Origin of the sequence: Actinomadura sp. DC4, from assembly GCF_030406325.1 — a bacterium.
Lineage (GTDB): Bacteria > Actinomycetota > Actinomycetes > Streptosporangiales > Streptosporangiaceae > Actinoallomurus.
Map to the genome: position 1 here is coordinate 243,024 of NZ_JAUEQY010000008.1, position 19,305 is coordinate 262,328.

The 19,305-nt window shown below is 68.1% G+C and carries 14 protein-coding genes; 9 read left to right on the forward strand and 5 right to left on the reverse strand.

Annotated features, from left to right (window positions below; translation table 11 throughout):
* Window positions 1-68: 68 nt before the first annotated feature.
* The 4 genes from QWU11_RS16105 to QWU11_RS16120 form a co-directional block, all read right to left on the reverse strand.
* Window positions 69-677, reverse strand: coding sequence for an ATP/GTP-binding protein (locus QWU11_RS16105; protein WP_290109030.1), 609 nt, complete (start codon window positions 675-677; stop codon window positions 69-71).
* The gene (locus QWU11_RS16110; protein WP_290109031.1) at window positions 658-1,017 is read right to left on the reverse strand and encodes a DUF742 domain-containing protein; all 360 of its coding nucleotides are present in this window, start codon (window positions 1,015-1,017) and stop codon (window positions 658-660) included. Before QWU11_RS16110 ends, QWU11_RS16105 begins: the two co-directional genes overlap by 20 nt.
* Window positions 1,014-1,427 carry a roadblock/LC7 domain-containing protein gene (locus QWU11_RS16115; protein ID WP_290109032.1) on the reverse strand — a complete coding sequence of 138 codons (414 nt, stop codon included), beginning with the start codon at window positions 1,425-1,427 and terminating at the stop codon, window positions 1,014-1,016. The genes QWU11_RS16110 and QWU11_RS16115 overlap by 4 nt, the downstream gene beginning before the upstream one ends.
* Before the next feature lie 99 nt (window positions 1,428-1,526).
* Entirely contained in the window at window positions 1,527-2,936 is a 1,410-nt protein-coding gene (locus QWU11_RS16120) for an ATP-binding protein (RefSeq protein ID WP_290109033.1), read from the reverse strand.
* Window positions 2,937-3,441: 505 nt separating this feature from the next.
* On the opposite strand from QWU11_RS16120, the gene QWU11_RS16125 reads away from it, so the two are divergent.
* The 6 genes from QWU11_RS16125 to QWU11_RS16150 all read left to right on the forward strand — a co-directional run bounded on the left by QWU11_RS16125 (window position 3,442) and on the right by QWU11_RS16150 (window position 11,919).
* On the forward strand, window positions 3,442-4,665 hold the full coding sequence (locus tag QWU11_RS16125) for a cytochrome P450 (RefSeq protein WP_290109034.1): 1,224 nt from the start codon (window positions 3,442-3,444) through the stop codon (window positions 4,663-4,665).
* 286 nt (window positions 4,666-4,951) lie between these two features.
* Window positions 4,952-7,561: a class III lanthionine synthetase LanKC gene (gene lanKC / locus QWU11_RS16130; protein WP_290109035.1), complete on the forward strand. Its 2,610-nt coding sequence runs from the start codon at window positions 4,952-4,954 to the stop codon at window positions 7,559-7,561.
* A 218-nt stretch (window positions 7,562-7,779) separates the two neighbouring features.
* Window positions 7,780-8,226, forward strand: coding sequence for a hypothetical protein (locus QWU11_RS16135; RefSeq protein ID WP_290109036.1), 447 nt, complete (start codon window positions 7,780-7,782; stop codon window positions 8,224-8,226).
* Between the two features lie 694 nt (window positions 8,227-8,920).
* On the forward strand, window positions 8,921-9,058 hold the full coding sequence (locus QWU11_RS16140; protein ID WP_290109037.1) for a hypothetical protein: 138 nt from the start codon (window positions 8,921-8,923) through the stop codon (window positions 9,056-9,058).
* 321 nt (window positions 9,059-9,379) lie between these two features.
* Entirely contained in the window at window positions 9,380-10,579 is a 1,200-nt protein-coding gene (locus QWU11_RS16145; RefSeq protein WP_290109038.1) for an FxsB family cyclophane-forming radical SAM/SPASM peptide maturase, read from the forward strand.
* Window positions 10,576-11,919, forward strand: a complete 1,344-nt coding sequence (locus QWU11_RS16150) for an HEXXH motif domain-containing protein (RefSeq protein WP_290109039.1) — start codon at window positions 10,576-10,578, stop codon at window positions 11,917-11,919. The genes QWU11_RS16145 and QWU11_RS16150 overlap by 4 nt, the downstream gene beginning before the upstream one ends.
* Here the strand turns inward: QWU11_RS16150 and fxsT (QWU11_RS16155) are convergent, their stop codons facing one another.
* Window positions 11,920-14,436: an FxSxx-COOH system tetratricopeptide repeat protein gene (gene fxsT, locus QWU11_RS16155; RefSeq protein WP_290109040.1), complete on the reverse strand. Its 2,517-nt coding sequence runs from the start codon at window positions 14,434-14,436 to the stop codon at window positions 11,920-11,922.
* 287 nt (window positions 14,437-14,723) lie between these two features.
* Between fxsT (QWU11_RS16155) and QWU11_RS16160 the strand changes: the two genes are divergently transcribed.
* The 3 genes from QWU11_RS16160 to QWU11_RS16170 all read left to right on the forward strand — a co-directional run bounded on the left by QWU11_RS16160 (window position 14,724) and on the right by QWU11_RS16170 (window position 19,202).
* A complete protein-coding gene (locus tag QWU11_RS16160) occupies window positions 14,724-14,894 on the forward strand; it encodes a hypothetical protein (protein ID WP_290109041.1) in 171 nt (56 codons plus the stop codon).
* Between the two features lie 693 nt (window positions 14,895-15,587).
* Window positions 15,588-18,494, forward strand: a complete 2,907-nt coding sequence (fxsT, locus tag QWU11_RS16165) for an FxSxx-COOH system tetratricopeptide repeat protein (protein WP_290109042.1) — start codon at window positions 15,588-15,590, stop codon at window positions 18,492-18,494.
* Between the two features lie 132 nt (window positions 18,495-18,626).
* The gene (locus QWU11_RS16170; protein ID WP_290109043.1) at window positions 18,627-19,202 is read left to right on the forward strand and encodes an AAA family ATPase; all 576 of its coding nucleotides are present in this window, start codon (window positions 18,627-18,629) and stop codon (window positions 19,200-19,202) included.
* Window positions 19,203-19,305 lie beyond the last annotated feature (103 nt).

The following is a 19,305-nucleotide window of genomic DNA, read 5'->3' on the forward strand; positions in this document are numbered from 1 at the left end:
ATGAACAGTCGCCATCATGAGCGCAGAATCCGACAAAAGCCACCTATGCCCGCAAAGCACGTGCTGCCTTATGAGGCGTTCTCCTGCGCGGTGGACAAGGCGTAAAGGTGGTTCACCAGCGTGATGAGCACTTTCTTACTCGATCCGCGCTCACGGGCGTCGCAATCGATGATCGGAATGTCGGCCGACAGGGACAGCGCGTTGCGGACCTGCTCGACCGAGTGCTGCGGGCCGCCGAAATTGTTCACGGCCACGATGAACGGCATTCCGTGGTGTTCGAGGCGGTCGATGGCGTACCAGGAGTCGGAGACGCGGCGCGTGTCGACGATGACGACGACGCCCAGGGTGCCGGAGAACAATCGGTCCCAGAGGAACCAGAACCGCTCCTGTCCGGGCGCGCCGAACAGGTACAGCACCATCTCCTCGTTCAGCGTGATGCGGCCGAAGTCGAAGGCGACCGTCGTCGTGGTCTTGGCCTCGACGCCGGCGGCGTCGTCGATCCCGACCCCCGCGTGCGTCATGACCTCTTCGGTGCTGAGCGGCCGGATCTCACTCACCGCGCGGACCATGGTGGTCTTGCCCACGCCGAACCCGCCGACGATCACGATCTTCAGGGCGTTGCTCGCGGTACTCCGCAGGGGCGGACGATCGAGCTGGTCAGAGCTTTTCGAGTCCAACGAGCACCTGCTTCAAGACCGCCGAATCGGTCAATCTGGATGGGGTGGAGGAGGACGACGGGTGGCGCGCCGTGACGCGGCCGGTGTCGAGGAGATCGCACAAGAGGATCTTGACGATGCTGACGGGAAGCCCGAGCTCGGAGGAGATCTCCACGACCGCGGTGGGCAGGCGGGCCATCCGGAGGATCTTCACGTGCTCGGACTGCATGCCCGGCGCAGGATCGCACTCGCTCACGATCAGTGTGACCAGGTCGAGCCTGCTCTCGTCGGCGCGGCTGCGGCCACCGGTGATGGTGTACAGCCGGTCGGGGTCCTCGCCATCGAGTGGCCGTCGGCTCATATCGGTCTCCCCTCGGGCTGGCGCGGTGCGGCGGTGAGGTGCTCACCGAGCTGTTCGACGAGTTCGTTCATGTTGTGGCCCAGGAGGCCGATGTCGGACTCCTCGGCCGCCACGACCGCGAGGTGGGCGCCCTCTCCGGCCGCCACGATGAAGAGCAGACCGCCGTGGAACTCCGTCATCGACTGCCGCAGGTCGCCGGTGCCGTCGCCGAACTCGATGGACGCGGCGTGGGACAGGCTCTGGATGCCCGAGGCGATGGCGGAGAGCTGGTCGGCCTGGTCGACGCCCAGCCCGTGCGTGTTGCAGAGCTTGAGGCCGTCTTTGGACAGCACGAGGGCGTGCCGGGTCCCCGGCGTCCTCTCCAGGAGGTTCTCGAGCAACCAGTCGAGATCACGATCTGTGGTCTTCATCGGGATTGCGGGCGACGACCACGGCGCTCGCGCCGGAGGACGCCCCCTCCCTCCAATCTCAATCCGTTGTGGTGCCCGGCCGGCCGACCGGCACAGGAGTCAGGTCTCGTCGTGGGGCGCGACGTCGTCGTCGGCGCCTTCGGGTCGATCGACCTGCGGAGTCCGGCCGGTCTGGATCGCGTCTCGGAACGTGCTGAACTTCGCCGCGGTGTCGGACGGGCGGCCCGTCGCCGTCCGGGCCGCCCCCGTGATCGCCGGCCGGGACGCCGCCGCGAGCGTCTGGCCACGGCGCCGCTTCGGCAGGCCGCCGGTCTCTCCTTCGGGAACGTCCATGGATTCCGCCTCCTCCGGCGCGGCCGCGGTCACGGCCGCGGTCTGCGGCTCGTCCGGAGCAGGCGCGGTCCGCGGAGGCTCCGCGGGCTCCTCGATCTCCGTGATCAGCCGCCGGGGGATCATAACGACGACGCCGGTGCCGCCGCGCGAAGAAGGCCGGAAAGAGACGGTAAGGCCGTACTTTCGGGCGAGGCAGCCCACGACAGCCAGGCCCAGCCGCGTACCGGACAGCGTCGTCAGGTCGAGCTGTGCCGACGAGACGGCCTGCTCGGCCCGGCGCAGCGCGGCCTGGCTCATGCCGAGACCCGCGTCCTCGATCGTGATCACGACGCCCGCGTGGACCTCCTCCACGTACACGTGGACCTCTTCGGAGGGGGGCGAGAAGCTCGTGGCGTTGTCCATCAGCTCGGCGAGCGCGTGCATGACGCCTTCGGCGGCGTACCCGGCGACCGCCGAGGTGCTGGTCGAGTGCATCCGTACGCGCTGGTAGGCGCTGATCCGGCCCACCGCGCCGCGCCCGATGCTCTCCATCGTGATCGGCTTGGTCCAGCGCCGTCCCGACCGGGCGCCGGTGAGCACCGCGATGCTGTCGGCCAGCCGACCCGCCTGCGCGGTGCTGTGATCCAGCCGCAGCAGGTCGCCGAGGACCTCTTCGTCATGCCGCTGCTCCATGTCGCGCAGGTCGGCGAGCATGCTGGTGGCCAGCGCCTGGACCCGGCCCGCGGCGCTCGCGCAGGCGGCCATCGCCGCCGCGCGCATGCGCTCGCCCCGGCCCACCTCTTCGGCGAGCGTCCGGAGCGTACGCCGGTGCGCGTCACCCGCCGGCTGGGGCATGTCGGAGAGCACACTGTCCACCGACGCGCCGTCGCGCAGCCGCTTGACGACCTGGGGCATCGCCTCGTCGGCCAGCCGGACCGCCTCGGCGTCCAGGGCGGAGACGCGGTCGCGCAGGCCGCGTACGGTGTCGCGGCCGTACACCACGAGCGCCACGGTGACGAAGAACAGAACCGCCGCCGCACCCGAGCACACGGCCACCAGCGCGCGATCCGCCGAGGCCTCGGCCACCGCCCACAGGCACGCGCCCACGGTGATGACCGCCGCGGCCGGCAGGGCGAGCACCGCCCTGTTCGCCGGCAGGCGGCCTGCCGTGCGGCGAAGGATCGTGTGTGCTGACATCGATCAGCTCCTCGTCAGCGGTTTGGGCGGACAGACCGGTCGGGCAGAGCCGAAAATTCCGCACCGTGCGGTCGAGGACCCACCCGGCCTACGGAACGTCGCACAGTCCCCATACGGACCTGCTGGAACCTGCGCCGCTCGCGAGACCGAGATCCTAATGCGCCACGAGGTGGTTGACCACCCTTTGTAGTTCTCTGCCCCCATTTGCGTGTTTCGAGCGTCATGACTGACGGTCAGTTACTCCGCAGGTCACAGGAATGCCGGGCTCTGTCACCAGGCACGATAGATGCCGCCATCGTGTCCCGGCCCGGTCCTCGCGCCAGATCATCGTGTCCACACCTGGACGCGGGTGAACTCCGTATGGATGGGCGTTGAGCCGCATATTGCGGAAAAAGGCCGATCAATCTGGGGAAATATGGCCGATGGGCCTGGTCCCGGTCTAGGATCGCCGTCCTACGGGCGACCGGTCCCGTCTTGAGTCGATCGATATCGCGGGTGATGGCACATGGTGCAGGGGAAAGTGCCGGAGACCGGCGGCGCGGTGCCGCTGTACGGGGAGCGCTTCGAAGGGGCCACCGAAGAACTGTTCCGGGAGATGCGGCGGGAGCACGGTTCGGTCGTGCCGGTCCTGCTCGAGGACGGCGAGCCCGCGTGGCTGGTCATCGGCTACCGCGAGGCGCATCAGGTCCTCGCCGACAGCCGGCTGTTCTCCCGCGACCCGTACCGCTGCAACGGCCCGGACTACGTGCCGCCGCAGGCCGTGGGCTACACGCCCGGCATGCTCATGTCCCTCGACGGGGAGGTCCACGCGCGTCGCGTCGGCGCGGTCGCCGACGCGCTCGCCGAGGTGGACCAGTTCCAGCTCCGGGGTGACTGCGAGCGGTTCGCCGACCGGCTGATCGACACGTTCGCCGCCACCGGCGAGATCGACCTCATGGAGCACTACGCGTACCGGATGCCGGCGCTCGTCATGGGCGGCATGCTGGGACTGCCCGACGCGGACCTCCTGGGCGTCGCCGAGGACATGAAGATCATGAGTAACGGCCGCGAAGACGCCATGGACGCCTACATCCGGTTCACCGGCGTGATGGCGCGTCTCATCGAGGCCAAGCGCGTACAGCCGGGGCAGGACGTCATGTCGCGCCTGCTCGGGTACGACACGGGCATCACCGACGAGGAGCTGATCCACGACATCCTCGTCGTCATCTCCGGCAGCCAGGACAACACCGCCAACTGGATCGGCAACACGCTGCGCCTCATGCTGACCGACGACCGCTTCGCGCTGACCCTCTCGGGCGGCCGCAGCAGCGTCGGCCAGGCGCTGAACGAGGTGCTGTGGGAGGACACGCCGGTCAAGGCCGCCCCGGGCCGGTGGGCGACGCGGGACACCGAGCTCGGCGGCCGTACGATCCGGGGCGGTGACGTGATCATCGTCGGGCTGGCCGGCGCCAGCGCCGACCCCCGCGTGCGCTCCACCGTCCACGGCGACTCGGGCGGCAACCACGCCCACCTCGCGTTCGGCACCGGCGACCACGGCTGCCCGCATCCGGCGCCGGAGCTCGCCGAGGTCATCGCGCGGACCGCCATCGAGGTGCTGCTCGACCGCCTTCCGGACGTACGCCTCGCGGTTCCGGAGGAGGAGCTGCAGTGGCGGCCGGCCTTCCACGTGCGCGGCCTGGCGGCCCTACCGGTGCGTTTCACCCCCGCGTACGTCGTGGAGCACGGCTGACCCCGTCGCCGTGACCGCGTGAGGTTGGCCGTTTCAGGACATGCCCGCCGTCCGCATGCCCCGAGGGCGTGCGAACCGGCTGCGGGCCTGCGGCGACGAGACCCTCGACCCGGTATCTAACGGTCAAAAGCTGGCAAAGTAGTCATCTGGCGCAGATGCGGTCGATAGGTGATACTCGGACCCACAAAGCGCGGAACCCTTTTCTTTCGTCGTTTCGAATTCCCGCCCGCACTGCCACGTGGGCCGCTCTCGGCGTGCCCGGTCGGCCGGTGAGAGGAGTGATTCGGTGGCACTGGACATGTCGTTCCTGATTGCCGATCCGGATTACTACGAACCCTGGGACAAAGCCGATCCGGGCCCGCGTTTCGACGCGGGCGTCATGCCGCCCGGCTGGACGCGGCTGGACGATGGCGCGTGGACTCACTGGGGCAGGGCCGGTCTCGTCGTCCCGGACCAGGGGTGGAAGATCCACGTGTCCAGTTCCCTGCCCAACGCGCAGCACGTGCTGGCCGTGGTCTCGGCGGTGGCCGTCGAGTCGGGCGTTCCGTTCAAACACCTGGCCGGCCGCAACACGTTCTTGATGGCGCACGACAAACATGCCAACCGGGTGCAGAGCGGAAAGTTCTGCACTCTCTATCCGCCCACCGAACAGTGCGCGCTGCGGATATTACGCCGGCTGGCCGATGATCTGTCCGGGATCGGCGGGCCTTTCGTGCTTTCCGACCGTCGTTTCGACGCGAGCCAGTGCGTCTCCTACCGGTACGGGGCGTTCCGCGGCCGGTTGCGAATCGACGCGGAGGGCCGGCACATACCGACCATGGCCGGCTCGGACGGTGCGGAGATCGACGACGTACGCCGGCCGTCGTTCTACCTGCCGCCCGGCGTCTCCGATCCGTTCCGGCAGGCCGTCCCGGACACCGGCGACGGGGCGGTCGCGCTGCACGGCTACACCTTCGAGGCCGTACTCCGGCACAGCAACGCCGGCGGCGCCTACCGGTTCCGCGCCGAGGACGGCGAGCCGGTGTTCCTCAAAGAGGCCAAGGCGCACAACGGCTACACCGCCGACGGTGCCGACGCGAAGTCGCGGCTGAACGCCGAGTACCTGACCCTGCTCGCGATCCACGCCCGCGAGCCCGGCCTGTGCCCGCGGCCGGTCGAGCTCTTCCACCACTGGGAACACAGCTTTCTCGTCACCGAGTTCGCGTCCGGCATCCCGCTGTACCGGTGGATGGTCATCAACAACCCGGCGTTGCGCATCGGGCCGCACGTTCACGAGGTCGCCGCGTACCACCGCCGCTGCCTGGCCGTGCTCGACCGGCTCGACGCCCAGCTCGGCCGGCTGCACGAGTTGGGGTACGTCTTCATCGACCTCAGCCCGACCAACGTCCTGGTCGACGATGACGACGAGGTCCGGCTGATCGACTTCGAGGCGGTGCAGCCGGTCAAGGCCGTAGGGCGGATCATGGGCACTCCGGGCTACCTGCACCCCGACGCGTTGTCCCTGGCCGGGCGCGATCCCGTGGAGATCGACCGGTACGGCCTGGCCGCCCTGGCGCTGACACTGGTCTTCCCGCTGCACGAGGTCGCCGAACGCCATCCGCGGGCCCTGGACCATCTGCACGCCGACCTGTCCGAGCTCGCCCCGGTCGCCCCCCGGTTATGGCGTAGCGCCATTCGCTGCCATGACCGTGCGGAGGAGTCCCGCCTGCCCACGCCGGAGGCCGTACGCGATGACCCGTTGGCCGCGTTACGCGAGCTGGCCGACCGTACGGCGGACACGCTGGAGGCGATGGCCCGGCCCGGCGACCCGGCGCGGGTCTACCCGACCGGCCCGCTGGGCCACGAGACCGACACCCGTGCGGTGGCGGCCGGGACCGCCGGCGTGCTGTGGGCGCTGCACCGCGCCGGCCGTAAGTGCGACCCGGTCATCGTCGGCCGGCTGCGGGACGACGCATTGGCCGCGGCCGACACCAGCGCTCCCGGTCTGTTGCACGGCAGCGCGGGGGTCGCCTGCGTACTGGCCGGTCTTGGGGAGTCCGACGCGGCCGAGACCCTGCTCACCGCGGCGGCGGAACATCCGCTGAACGACGCGTCCGCCGCCCTCGGCGGCGGTGCGGCCGGGACCGCGCTCGGGCTGTTGGCCCACCACCGGCTCACCGGCGAGCGGCGCTGGCTGGACCTGGCGCAGCGGCTGCTCGACGACGTTCCCGAGGGCCCCGAGCTCACCTCGCGGCTGAGTTCGACCAGCCAGTCCGGGCTGGTGGGCGGACGGACGGGTGTGGCGCTGGCACTGTACGCGCTCTATCGCCGAACCGGAGACTCGCGGCTGTTCGACCGTGGCATGCGGTTGCTGGGGGAGGAACTCGCGTACGCCGAGCCGATTCCGGTGGACGGGCTGGGCTTCAAGACCACCCCCGCCGACCGCCGCGTCTATCCGTACCTGTTCGCCGGCAGCGCGGGGTACGCCGCGGTCCTGTCCCGCCATCTCGCGCACCGGCCGGACGCGGAGTTCGGCGTGGCCACCGATTGGGACGCGTCCGACGCGCTGGAGCGTTGCCTGCGCGCCTGCGCGGTCCGCTTCGCGGTGTTCCCGGGGCTGTTCCCGGGTGTGGCGGGGCTCGCCGTGACGCTGGCCGGCGCCGGGCGGCGGCTGGGCCGGCCCGAACTCGTGGACGCGGCGTTCACCAGTGCCCGTGGCCTGTTCCGGTACGCGATCCCGCGCGAGGACGGAGTGGGCTGGCTCGGCGAGCCCGGACAGCGGCTGTCCGCCGACCTGTGGTCCGGCTCGGCCGGAATTCTTCTCGCCCTGCGCTATCTGCTCCATTTCACCCCCTTTGACACCTCCGGCGGTCAGCCGGGGGAGACGGTGGTCCGTACGTCCGACGAAAGGAGTTGACCGGTATGGAGGAAGTTCTGCGTTTGCAGAGCGAGGTCGCGGCCCAGGAGGAACTGGCCTGCGGCGTGCTCACCCTGAGCAGCAGGGGCAGCATCTGCCAGTGACCTCGCGGCCTGCCGGGTACGGCGGCGTCCGTACCCGGCGGGCTTCGCGAATTGCCACGCTCGGATATGCGGAGAGCTCTACGCCCATTCGGGTGGAGACGTATCATGCGTGGCATGAGCGACCCTTTCCTGCGCTCCTCCGGTGACGTAATTCCACCCGCGATAAGGAGCGTTCCCCCGTCATTTCATGACATGTTGCGCGAAGCGGGTGTTCCTCAGGAACATATTGACGAATTCGAGGCGCTTCGCGAGCGTTGGAGCGATTTGGTCGCCGATCTTGGCCGAGCGCTGGAGAACTCGGGCTTCGCGCGCCACGACCCCATGGGCGAGGGCGGCGGCTACTGGATCTGCTGGCACCTGCGCGACGACGGCGTGATGGTGACATGGGCCGTCACCAACGACAGGTCGGTCGAGTTCGGTGACGCGATGTCCGCCATCATGCATCCGACGCTGATGGCGGTCCTCATCGAGTGCGGCTTCGAGGCCGAACTGATCCCCGAGGGCGACGAGGACGCGGGATCCGTCCTGGTGACGGGCCACGCCGGAGCGCCCCCGGAGTAACGGGCCGGGGGTCTGGGGGGCCGCTGGTCGAGGTGCGCTTCCCCGGTCGGATGCGGTTCGGTGTGCCACACCGGTTCCCCGGTCCCGCGTCGACGCAGAAACCCACCCGATCCCGCCCGAGGGGTCGTAGTAGGTCGCCAGCGCCCGGTCGCCTCTGACCGGCAGGCCGTTGCGCCGTACCGGCCGGAAGTGTTCGGGCCGCTACGGCGGCGCCGGGGCGCGGCGCTGACCTCGATGACCCCCTCGTAGGAGAGCCGAACCTCGGGCACGGCGGTGGACCCACAGGCGCCGTCCGGACGTATCGATGCGTTCGACCCTGGCTGCATCGGCCATCACCACGAACGTGCCGATCCGTTCGCCCGGCGGCGGCGGCTCGCCGTCCCCGCCGAGGTCGTCTCCTCCGGGGACCGGCCGTCGCAGGTCCGAGTGCCACCGCCGGTCGCCACGCGCAGGTGACCGGGGAACCGGGGCCCGACGCGGTGGACGTACGCGGCTCCACAGCACGTCGCCGGACGGAGGGGACGGCGCGCAACACGCTCCGCCGCACAGCACGTACAGCGCCGCCAGACGGCCGGACCAGCCCGGCAACGCGCGATCGCCGGGCCGGGCCGCTCCTGGTGGGCGCCCAGGGCTACGGGGTGTTCGCGACCGGGACGGCGGGCTGGCCGCCCGATGGCCCAGCCACGGATCCACGATGGTCGACCACGGGCGAGCCCGCGTCCTGGAAGCGGACGATCAAGGCGGATCCCGCCGCCTCCGCGAACTGCACCCGGACGGCACGATGGCCGACGGCCCGATCGTGCCCGGCGAGGACACCTGCGGGCGGTCATGAGCGCAACCGGGCGGGCCACCTTCTGGCGTGAGGAAAGGCTCCACCTCGCCGACCCCGACCCACCGTGACCGCGCGGGACGACCACCGGGTTCACGACCTCGGCCCGGGGCTGCCGCTACTCGCCGACGCCGGCTCGCGTTCATCCGACATGGCCGCCTGACCTCCGACAACGGCGCCCTAAAACTATGGAAAACTCGGCGTCTCCGAAGATCTGAACGACCGGCGGTGTGGTCTGCCGACCACTACGCTTGGGATTTCTCACCGGTCCTTGCCAGGGGGCGCCTCGAGAACTACTGAGTATCTGTGGAAGGCTGATAGAGCGTGTCTTCTGAGTGGCCTGCTTCGCTCGATGTCGCGGGCCTGCTCGCAGGCGGCTGGCGTCCCCTGTCTTTCCGGGAATTCATTCTGAAGATCCACAGTCGTTGTGACTTGGCCTGCGACTACTGTTACATGTACGAAATGGCGGACCAGAGCTGGCGTGACCGCCCACGCTTTATGTCTGCCGATGTGATTGAGCACGCTGCCGCTCGCATTGCCGAGCATGCCCAGACCCATGGTCTGACTTCGATCGATGTGGTCCTCCACGGTGGCGAGCCACTCCTGGCGAGCCACGATCTGATCACTCACGTTGTCACGACGATCCGCGACGGCGTCGGACCCGCAGTCGACGTCCGGATGAGTATGCAGACCAACGGGGTGCGCCTGCCGTCATACCTTGCCCTCCTTGACCGGCTCGGAGTACGGATCGGGGTCAGCATCGACGGCGATGCCGAGGCGAACGACCGGCACCGGCGATATCGCCGCGGGGGAAGCAGCTACGAGGCGGTGACCACCGGACTGCGGTTACTGTCCTCCCACTACCGCCATCTCTTCGGTGGTCTGCTCTGCGCGATCGACGTGGCCAACCCGCCGCTGACGGTGTATGAGGCGCTGCTGCAATTCGAGCCGCCGGCGATCGATTTCCTGCTGCCCCACGCCAACTGGTCTGAGCCGCCCCCAGGACGCGGACCAGGGTCGGACGCCACCCCGTACGCGGACTGGCTGATCGAGATCTTTGATCGGTGGTACGGAGCGCCACAGCAGGAGACCAGCGTCCGATTGTTCACTGAAATCATGCATCTTCTGCTTGGTGGCACATCGAGCAGCGAGGCGATCGGGCTCTCGCCCGTGACGGTGGTCGTCATCGAGACCGACGGCAGCATCGAACAGTCCGACATGCTGAAGTCCGCCTATTCCGGTGCGCCGCAGACCGGTCTCCATGTGGCGGCCGACCCACTGGACACCGCGCTCACCCTCCCGTCGATCGCCGCCCGTCAGCTCGGGGAGTCGGCTCTCGCAGATGAGTGCCGCCGCTGTCCCGTCCACCGTGTCTGCGGCGGCGGCCTGTACGCCCATCGTTACCGTCCTGGGTCGGGCTTTGCCAACCCGTCGGTCTACGGCCCTGACCTGCACCGGCTGATCTCCCACATCTCAGATGTCCTCACCACTTCTTTGACCGCACGCGCGAACGGAACGGCATGAGCGTCGACTACCACCGGCTTTCCGAGAAGGCGTTCACCGCCCTGGCTACGGGCGGTGGAGGTCCGTCCACGATGAGCGTCCTGTCTGACGCCTCGTACAGCAAGCTTCTGCTGCTCATGCACGGCGTCCTGCGACGATCGACCGGCCACGCCGACGCGGCCGAGTTCGCATTCGGTTACGACCTGCTCACGAGGGTTCAGGACACGGCGCCGGTCGAGGCCGAGACGGTCCTTCGGCATCCGGCGGTTCGCGCGTGGGCACGGCACGCAGTGAAGGCCCTGACGGTCGGTGCGCCAGACCCTGACCTGGGACGGCTTCCGATTCTTGCCGTCGCGGCCGCCATACGGGCCGGTGTCGCCGGTACGGTCGAGGTCCATGCGCCTGGCGGAGACTTGGTTCTGCCTACGTTGGGCCGGGCACTCCTGCGCTCAGATCGAGCGGTGGTCGAGGTGACGGCCCACGGCGCCCGGATCCACTGCCTCGCCGGCGCGGCCGGATTCACCGCCGAGGATGCGGCGGTCGATTCCGTGACCCTGCCGGCTGATCTTCACCACGACGCACCCGGCTGGCGGGCGATGCGGCGACTCTCGGCGACTTGCGAGGGCGTCCGGCTCGACTTGACCATTGACGATGTCGACCCGTACCGGCTGCCCGCCGCGACCAATCTGGCGGGATCGCTGACCGACCGACAGGTCCAGGAGTGGCAGGCCCTTCTCGTCCCCGCCTGGGAGCTGCTCGTCCGTCACCACGAGGTGACCGCCTGCGATGTACGATCGGCCCTGCGAGTGGTCACCCCGCTGAGGCCGCCGTCGCACGGCCAGGCGAGCGCCACCGGCCGGGACACGTTCGGTGCCATCGGAATGTCCGCCCCGGTCGACCCCCAGTCGTTCGCGGAGACGCTGGCCCACGAGGTCCAGCACACCAAACTGACGGGTCTGCTCGACGTCGTCCAGTTGTCGGAACCGGACGATGGCTCGCGCTACTACGCCCCGTGGCGCGACGATCCTCGGCCGGCCAGCGGATTGCTGCAAGGCGTCTACGCCTATCTCGGGGTCACGGCCTTCTGGCGCCGCGAACGCGCCAACGGCGCGACCGGTCATGCCGACACGGAATTCGCTCGATGGCGTGCCTCATCTCTTCTCGGCTGCGAGACATTGCTCGCGAGCGGCCGACTGACCACGGCAGGGAACGAGTTCGTCTCCCGCGTGCGTGCGACGCTGCTCAGCTGGGCGGATGATCCCGTCCCGGCCGAGGCCATGGCCTCGGCCGCGCGGGAGAACGCCCAGCACCGCGCCGAATGGCGGCAGCGGAACGGCGAGATCTTCATCCCGGTCGCGTAATCAGATCAACGGAGGGTCGAAGTCGAAGTCGAGGTGACGGCCCGCCCGGGCGGTCTTCACATCAGGATGCTCCGGGAAGAGCGCCTGCTCGTAGTTCGACAGAGTAACCGCGGCGAACGCCGCCGCCTTGTCTTCCGCACCCAGAGCCCTGAGGTCGATGATTAGATTTGCGGCACATCCAAGTGCGACCGGGTGCTTGTCTCCGAGGGCTCCGCGCACGCGCTCCAACGTTTCCTCTCCGAGTGCGCATGCCCGGTCCAGCTCATGCAGCGCCGCCAGGTCGCTGGCAAGGTTGATCGCCACGTTCAATGAATAGTGGTGGTCTTGACCGACCTTCGCCTTCAGACCGGCCAGGCACTTCTCGTCGAGCTCTCGTGCCTTCTCGACCGCGTTCTGCACTCGATGCAGCAGCGCGACGTTGCCTTCACATGCCAAGGTGAACGGATGCGCAGGACCATAGACGAGGCTGTAGCGGCGCGCGACGTCCTGGGCGCGGTCGAACGCCTCATCGATATGTCCGACAGTACGCTCCGCATTGGCGAGGCAGGTCGCGGCGGCCAGGGTGTCGGGATTGTTGAGACCGAACAGCCGCTTACACCGCTGATAGACATCCTGCGCCATGTCCAGAGCTTGCTGCCAGGCGCCTGTCCGGCGTAGCGCGATCGACAGGTCCCGTCCGGTCCGGAGGGTCCACGGATGCTCGGCGCCGAGTTCTTGCCGGCCGCGCTCCAACGCCTCCTCGCCGATGTCGCGGGCCGTGCGGTACTCGCCGTGTTGCCGGATCACCCGGGCGAGACCGTTCCAGGAGCCGAGCACCTCCCAGTTGATATCGCCGGCGGCGGCATCACGCTGACCGATGAACGCGCGCTTGTGGAGTTCTCTCGCGGCTCCGTACCGGCCGATGAGGCCGTAATCCAGCGCCAGATTATTGATGCTGCGTAGGGTTCGTGGATCGTCTTCGCCGAAGGCTTGAACATGGCGCGCACGAGACTCCTCGTCCAGTTCGGCCGCGGCGGCGAAGTCACCAAGAGCCCGCAGGTCGCCGCCGAGAGCGCGAGCGGCCGATAGCGTGGCCGCGTCGTCGTTTCCGAAGATCTCCTTGGCACGGTCGTGTGCCGCCCGATCGGTCTCGGCGGCCAGTGCGTAATCTCCTAGTTCGCGGAGAATGTCGCCGCGACGCGTCTGTGCGGTCAAGAGCAGACGATCGTTCTGCCCGCCTGGTTCGTCCTCCCAGCGGCGGAGCAGATCCTCGACGATCGCCTGCGCGGTTTGACGGCCGCCCGACTGGTAGAGATATCTGACGACGTCGAGAACGAAAACGCGTACGTCATGCTCGATGCTCTCCGTCACTCGGGCCGGCTCGAGGTGGGGCACAAGCGCGGCGAAACGCGGCCACTGTCGGACCTCGTCGGGTCCGCCAGGCACGCTCTTGGAGAGCAGCACGTGAACGTCATGACGCAACGAGGCCTGATCCTCCGCACTCAGCTGTTCACGGAGCAGAGCCTGGACCAGCCGGTGAATCTGGATGGTCCGGCCCTGAGGATTCACCTTGACGAGCGCGAAACGGTTCAGTTCGCTTACCGCTCTGGTCAACATGATCGGGTCGCTCAGCACTTCTCTGAGCAAGGGCCTGGCCAGGCCGGCCGAACGTCGTAGTACGTCTGGCGGGATGGGATCGGGGCCGAAGAACGCGAGACAGCGCAGAAGCTCGACCGCTTCGGGGAGCCTGGACTCGAGCGTCGTGACCGAGACGCTGCATGTCGCGGACATCGACTTCGGATATCCCGCCGCCGGGGTCTGGTCGAGCAGTTCGTCGGCGCGTTCGCCGAGCAGACGGAGGTATTCGTCGACCGAGATCCCGGTCTCGGCTTTCAGCGCGGCGGCCTGCTCGAGAGCGAGAGGCAGGTCGCCCAGTTCTTCGGCGAGGCGATCGGCGTCGCCTGTTGAGATGGCGGCGGGAACGCGCCGGAGCAGGAACTCCACGCTCTCCTCTCGCCGGAAAACGTTGATCTCCAGCGTCTCGACGACGCCGCGCCAATTGTAGTTACGGGTCGTGAGGATCACATGGCCCGGGCCGACCGGGATCAGATCCTTGAGGTCCTTCGGATCGTTCGCGTTGTCGAAGACGAGAAGCCATCGAGCGTAGGGTTCACCCCTGCTCAAAGCGGCTAAGACCGCTTTGGCCGCCTCGTCGTGGCCGCTGACCGATGGTGGCGGAAGGTTGAGTGACGGCGCGAGGTCCGCGAGAGCCTTGACGGCGGATGTCGGCTGGTCGGCGGGGATCCACCACACGAGCTCGTATTCGGAGCGATATTGCCAGACGTACTCGATGGCGAGCTGGGTCTTTCCGACTCCGCCCATGCCCTGCAGCGCGTGGGCGCCTTCGGCCTCGGCGTCACCGCTGGGCACGACCGCCGTCGCCGCGTCGCCGATCCGCGCTCTGAGCAGTTGGAGAAGCTCGACCCGGCCGGTGAAGTTGCGGTTACGGCCAGGTATGCCACCCCACACCTCTGGCATCGGGCCACGATCGCTTACCTCTGTCACGTGTGCCTCCGCGTCCTGATGGCCCGGCTAGTCAAATTATGAGGGGATCACATGCTGCCGCAACCTGCGGCACGGATGCAGTCTCGCTACCTGTCGAGCGGTGCAGATAGCACATAAGGGATCAACCGGAAAGATTGCCCGTACTGATCTTGTCGCACACGCCCTCCACGGCTGCGCTTACGCCGGGGTGGACGTGGGATGCCGTCGAGGTCGGCCGTACCATACTGGTTACTCTGTTGAGCGTGATTATAGGGGACCATATGAGTGTCGATATCGACCAGGACGCACGTGAACTTTTGGACCTCACCGGCGAAACTCTGCGAGGTCTGGTGAGGCAGGATGGAAATGCGCTCGACATTGCGCTGAGCCGCATGCTCGACGAGGACGATGTCACGACTGAGGTATCGGCGGGTTTCCAAAGCCGTATTTGAATGAAGGGGGCATTCACCGCCGGATCGCGCGGGCCGGAGGCCGAGTGCCATGTGATCGGCGAATGAGCGTTCGAGAGGAGCCATGGTCGTCCGGCTGAGGGCGTGGGCCGGACCCGCCTCTTCGAGCTCGCCCGTCGGACCCGCTGAAGGCCGTGTGGCCAGGTCGCCTGAGTCTCTGGAGGTCAGCCCGGCGCCCTTGCCGGCCTGAGGCTCGCCTTCTTTCCTGGGCGGAGATGGCGAGGGAGCGGGCTGTCCCGGCATGGCGGAGAACCGAGCATGCCTGATATCGCCGGCTGTGGCCGCCGGGACGTCTCGCAGTGTCAGCGCTCGGTGCTGCTCGTGGTCTCTGGATCGCCGCGCGCACCGCTCCGGCAGAAAGGCCGGTCCGATTCCTTTGGTGCATTCGTGTGAACGTTGGCTTCTGGAATTCCGGTCTGACGAAGGAGGGGGCGATCTTCTGTTAGGGGGCGGTCGACGTGGCCAGATTCGCGTTCGCGAGCAGGAGATATGTTCACCCCCAAATGGTGGCCCTAAAAGAGGTATTTTCTGGCTACATGACCGAATCACTCCACTGTGCATGGCCTCCTCGGCGGGAGCGTGGCACACTGACGAATGAGTCCGGAGGACTCCGGACGACTCCGAACGACTTCGGCGGGTGCCCCTTCCAGGGTGGTGGCCTTAAGGCGGGTGTGGATGCCGGGTGAGGCCGCTCAGCGGTTCATCTCAGATCTGATCAGGCTGCGCCGCGAGGCGGGAATGCCGAGCTACTCGACGCTCGAGCGTCTCAGTGACCGCCGACTCAGCCGCTCGACCATGAGCGACATCCTCACGGGAAAACGCGTCCGCCTCCCGGAGTGGCGTTTCGTCGTGGCCTTCGTCGCCGCGTGCCGTGCCGCCGCGGTCGAGAGCGAGTTGGACCCTGACGGCCTCGGCGCCCCTGCGGCATGGAAACGACGCTGGGACGACGCCGCCTCGGGATTCACCGACACCTCTTATCCCGGTCAGGGCGGTGCCGGACTGGCGCGAGGAACCGATGCGGTGCTGCGGCCGGGCCCAGGCGTCGCCATGGTCGGACCGGTCCCCACTGCGCCCGCGCCCACCGACTTCCCTGAGCACCCTCCTGCACACCGTGCCTGGGGCCCAGTACCCCCACGCGTACACGAGTTCGTCGGCCGTCGAGAGGAGCTCGATGCCCTACGCAGATCCCTGGCCACGTGTGGCGACAACAGCGTGATCGCCGTTCAGGGCCTCGGAGGGGTCGGTAAGACCCAGCTCGCCGTCGAGTACGCCCACCGTTACGAGAGCGAGTACGACTTCGTAGGGTGGGTCTCGGGAGCGACACGAGAGTCGGCCACGGCAGGTTTGGCCGCCGTCGAGTTAGCGGCCACGTCGAAGCTGCGCACGCACGAGCGAGCGAGCGCCGTGGTCGAGGCGCTGCGGGTCGGCCGTCCCTATGCCCGATGGTTGCTGGTCTTCGACGATGCGGACGATCCCGACCAGGTGAAGGACCTGATGCCGCCCGGACCGGGGCACATCATCATCACCACGCGGAACAAACGCTGGAATGCCTTCGAGGATCTCCTCGAGCTCGACGTTCTCACCCGGGACGAGAGTGTGGACTTCCTGCGTCGCCGGATCCGTGGACTCTCCGCGGCCGACGCGCACGGGCTGGCCGAGGCCGCCGGCGATCTGCCTCTCGTCCTTGAGCACGCGGCCGAGTCGCGCATGCCGGTTCAGGAGTACCTGACGCGGCTGGAGAACGCGCCGCGCGCACTGCTGTCGGAGAACCCGCCGTCGGGTTACCCGGTACCGGTCACCGAAAGCTGGGAGGTCGCGATCGGGCGTTTGCGGGAGGACTCTCTCGACGCTTGGGAACTGCTCCAGTGCTGTTCGTTCTTCGGACCGGGACCGATTCCGCTCGAATCACTCGAACGCGGGCGATACCTCCCCCATTCGTCTGTGCACGCCACGCTCCTGGACCCGATCCGGCGCGGTCGAGCGACCATCGCCCTCGGCAGGACGGGCCTTGCGCGGGTGAGTTCGGCGCGTCGCACGATCCAGGTCCACTGCCTTGTTCAGAGCGTCGTGCGTGACGGGCTGAGCGAGGACCGGACACGGCGGTCGCGGCACGACGTCCATCTGCTCTTGGCGGCTGCCGATCCCGGCGACCCTGACGATTTCGACAACTGGCCACGCTACGAGGAGCTCCGTGGCCACATAGGCCCTTCCAAGGTGGAGGGTTGTCATGACGTGGCCGTACGGCGGTTCCTTCTGAACATGGTCCGTTACCTGCGGATCGTCGGCGATCCGGTGGCCGCCCGCGCGCTGGCCGACCAAGGGCTCGGACAGTGGCCTGATTCTGACGACGAAGACCCGGATGCGGTCGCCATGAATCTGGCGCTCAACCGCTCAAAGGTGGACGCGTTGTGTGCGCTCGGCCTGTATAAGGATGCCTTGGGGCTGTTCCGGACGACCTATGAACGGATGACGGAGACGCTCGGCGACGAGAACGAAGAGACGGTCATCCTCGGACGCACCAAGGCGACCGAGCTCCGCAGGAGCGGACGTTTCCTCCCGGCCCTCGAAGCGGACCAGGAGTCCGTGGCAACGCATCGACGGGTGTTCGACAGCGATCACCCACAGACGTTCATGGCGATCAACAACCTCACGATCGACCTCACGCTGAACGGCACCTACGAGGGAGCGGTCAAGGAAGGGGAGAAGGTCTACCGCGACTGCCTGACCTTCTACGGTCGCAACGACCATCCCGCCGTGCTCGTCTACCAGAACGCCATGGCACGCAGCATGCGTCTGGCCGGTCATTACCGTGCGGCCCTCGAAGTCGCGATGCAGGTGCACGAGGGGTACCGCTCGCTGATCCGGCGCGAGATCCTCAAGGCGGACCATCCGTGGGTGCTGACCCATGCGAACGATCTCGCCGTCGCCAGGATGGCCGCCGGTGCCCCGAACGCGCTCTCGCTGGCGAAATCCGTTTATTGGGATAGCCGTAGGGTCTTCGGTTTCGGCCATCCGCAGACACTCGCCGCCCAGGTGACGCTCGGCAGCGTGCTCCGTGGCGCGGGGCGGCTGAGTGAGGCGCTGGAGATGACCGGCGACGCAGCGCGCCACTACGCGACGACGCTGGGCCCCGAACACCCCTACACCCATGCGTGTTCGGCGAACCTGGCCGCCGCACGAGGCCAGGGCGGCACCCTGGCCAAAGCGCTCGGCCTGATCGAGACAACGGTGGCCGGCCTGCAGGAAACAGTGGGTGACGATCACCACTACACGCTCGCCGCGAAAGTGATCTACGCGAACATCCTTGCGGAGGCCGGCGGCACGGAGACCGCACTGAACGCCACACGCGAGGCACTGAACGGTCTCCGACAGCTGCTCGGCCCCGACCACCCGCACACTCTTGCGGCCGAAGGGAACCTCAGCCTGGTACTGGCCGAAGTCGGCGACGACGCGGAAGCGACGGTCACCCGCGCCGGTCTGCATCCGCGCTTCCAGCAGTCGCTCGGTGAGCGGCACCCCGAGGTATCCCGCTTCGTCGAGCGTCAGCGGCTCGACATCGAGTTCTTCCCCGTACCGATCTGAGTCGGTGGATCGAGGAATCGCGTCCGGGACTTTCCGCCAGGCGGATCCACGATCTGGAACATCTGGGGCGTTTCACCCGTATCTCTCATACAGCACCCACTCATGGCTGCGACGGCGCAGGAGGTGAGTGCGATGGTTCCCCTGAAGGATCTCCGTTACCCGGCAGGGTCGCTGGTCCTGCTGGCGGGCCTGCCCGGCGCGGGCAAGAGCACGCTGTTAGCGCGGCTGTACGAGGTGCGCGGCGACGAGACCGGGCCGGTGAGGGCCGGCGGCGTCCGGGTGATCGACTCGCGGCAGTCGCGCAACTGGTGGGCGCGCTACCTCGGGCCGGTGCCGCCGCGGATGCGTACGCCGCTGGTGCACGCCACCCACGTCTGGCGCATCGCCCGTTCGCTGCTGCAGGGGCATGGCGTCCTCGCGCACACGCGTGGCACGTGGCCGCAGATCCTGTACGGCTTCGCCTGGCTCGCCCGGCGTCGCGGTACCGACATGCATCTGATCCTGCTCGACGTCTCCCCGCAGGTAGCGCGCACGGGACAGTACGCGCGGGGCCGCGCGGTCACCGCGATCACCTTCGCCCGGCAGCGGCGGCGCTGGCGGGTGCTGGTCGACCGCGCCCGTACCGGCGATCTGCCTCCTGCGGCCAGTGTCACGGTGCTGGACCGACCGGCCGCCGATCTGCTGGACGGTATCCGCTTCGACGCGTGACGGCGTGAGGACGCGAACCCGGCCGGAACCGGTCGTTCGGCCGCCCGCCCTTGCGTCTCCAATCCTCTTTACATGCAATGTCGCATACCCCCCTTCTACGGAG

Excerpts from the sequence above, each read along its gene's own strand:
- QWU11_RS16170 (WP_290109043.1), top strand. The coding sequence starts at position 18,627 with ATGGTTCCCCTGAAGGATCTCCGTTACCCGGCAGGGTCGCTGGTCCTG.
- QWU11_RS16140 (WP_290109037.1), top strand. The coding sequence starts at position 8,921 with ATGGTCGACCACGGGCGAGCCCGCGTCCTGGAAGCGGACGATCAAGGC.
- QWU11_RS16160 (WP_290109041.1), top strand. The coding sequence starts at position 14,724 with ATGAGTGTCGATATCGACCAGGACGCACGTGAACTTTTGGACCTCACC.
- QWU11_RS16110 (WP_290109031.1), bottom strand. The coding sequence starts at position 1,017 with ATGAGCCGACGGCCACTCGATGGCGAGGACCCCGACCGGCTGTACACC.
- QWU11_RS16135 (WP_290109036.1), top strand. The coding sequence starts at position 7,780 with ATGAGCGACCCTTTCCTGCGCTCCTCCGGTGACGTAATTCCACCCGCG.
- QWU11_RS16120 (WP_290109033.1), bottom strand. The coding sequence starts at position 2,936 with ATGTCAGCACACACGATCCTTCGCCGCACGGCAGGCCGCCTGCCGGCG.
- QWU11_RS16115 (WP_290109032.1), bottom strand. The coding sequence starts at position 1,427 with ATGAAGACCACAGATCGTGATCTCGACTGGTTGCTCGAGAACCTCCTG.
- fxsT (WP_290109042.1), top strand. The coding sequence starts at position 15,588 with ATGCCGGGTGAGGCCGCTCAGCGGTTCATCTCAGATCTGATCAGGCTG.
- fxsT (WP_290109040.1), bottom strand. The coding sequence starts at position 14,436 with ATGCCAGAGGTGTGGGGTGGCATACCTGGCCGTAACCGCAACTTCACC.
- QWU11_RS16125 (WP_290109034.1), top strand. The coding sequence starts at position 3,442 with ATGGTGCAGGGGAAAGTGCCGGAGACCGGCGGCGCGGTGCCGCTGTAC.
- QWU11_RS16150 (WP_290109039.1), top strand. The coding sequence starts at position 10,576 with ATGAGCGTCGACTACCACCGGCTTTCCGAGAAGGCGTTCACCGCCCTG.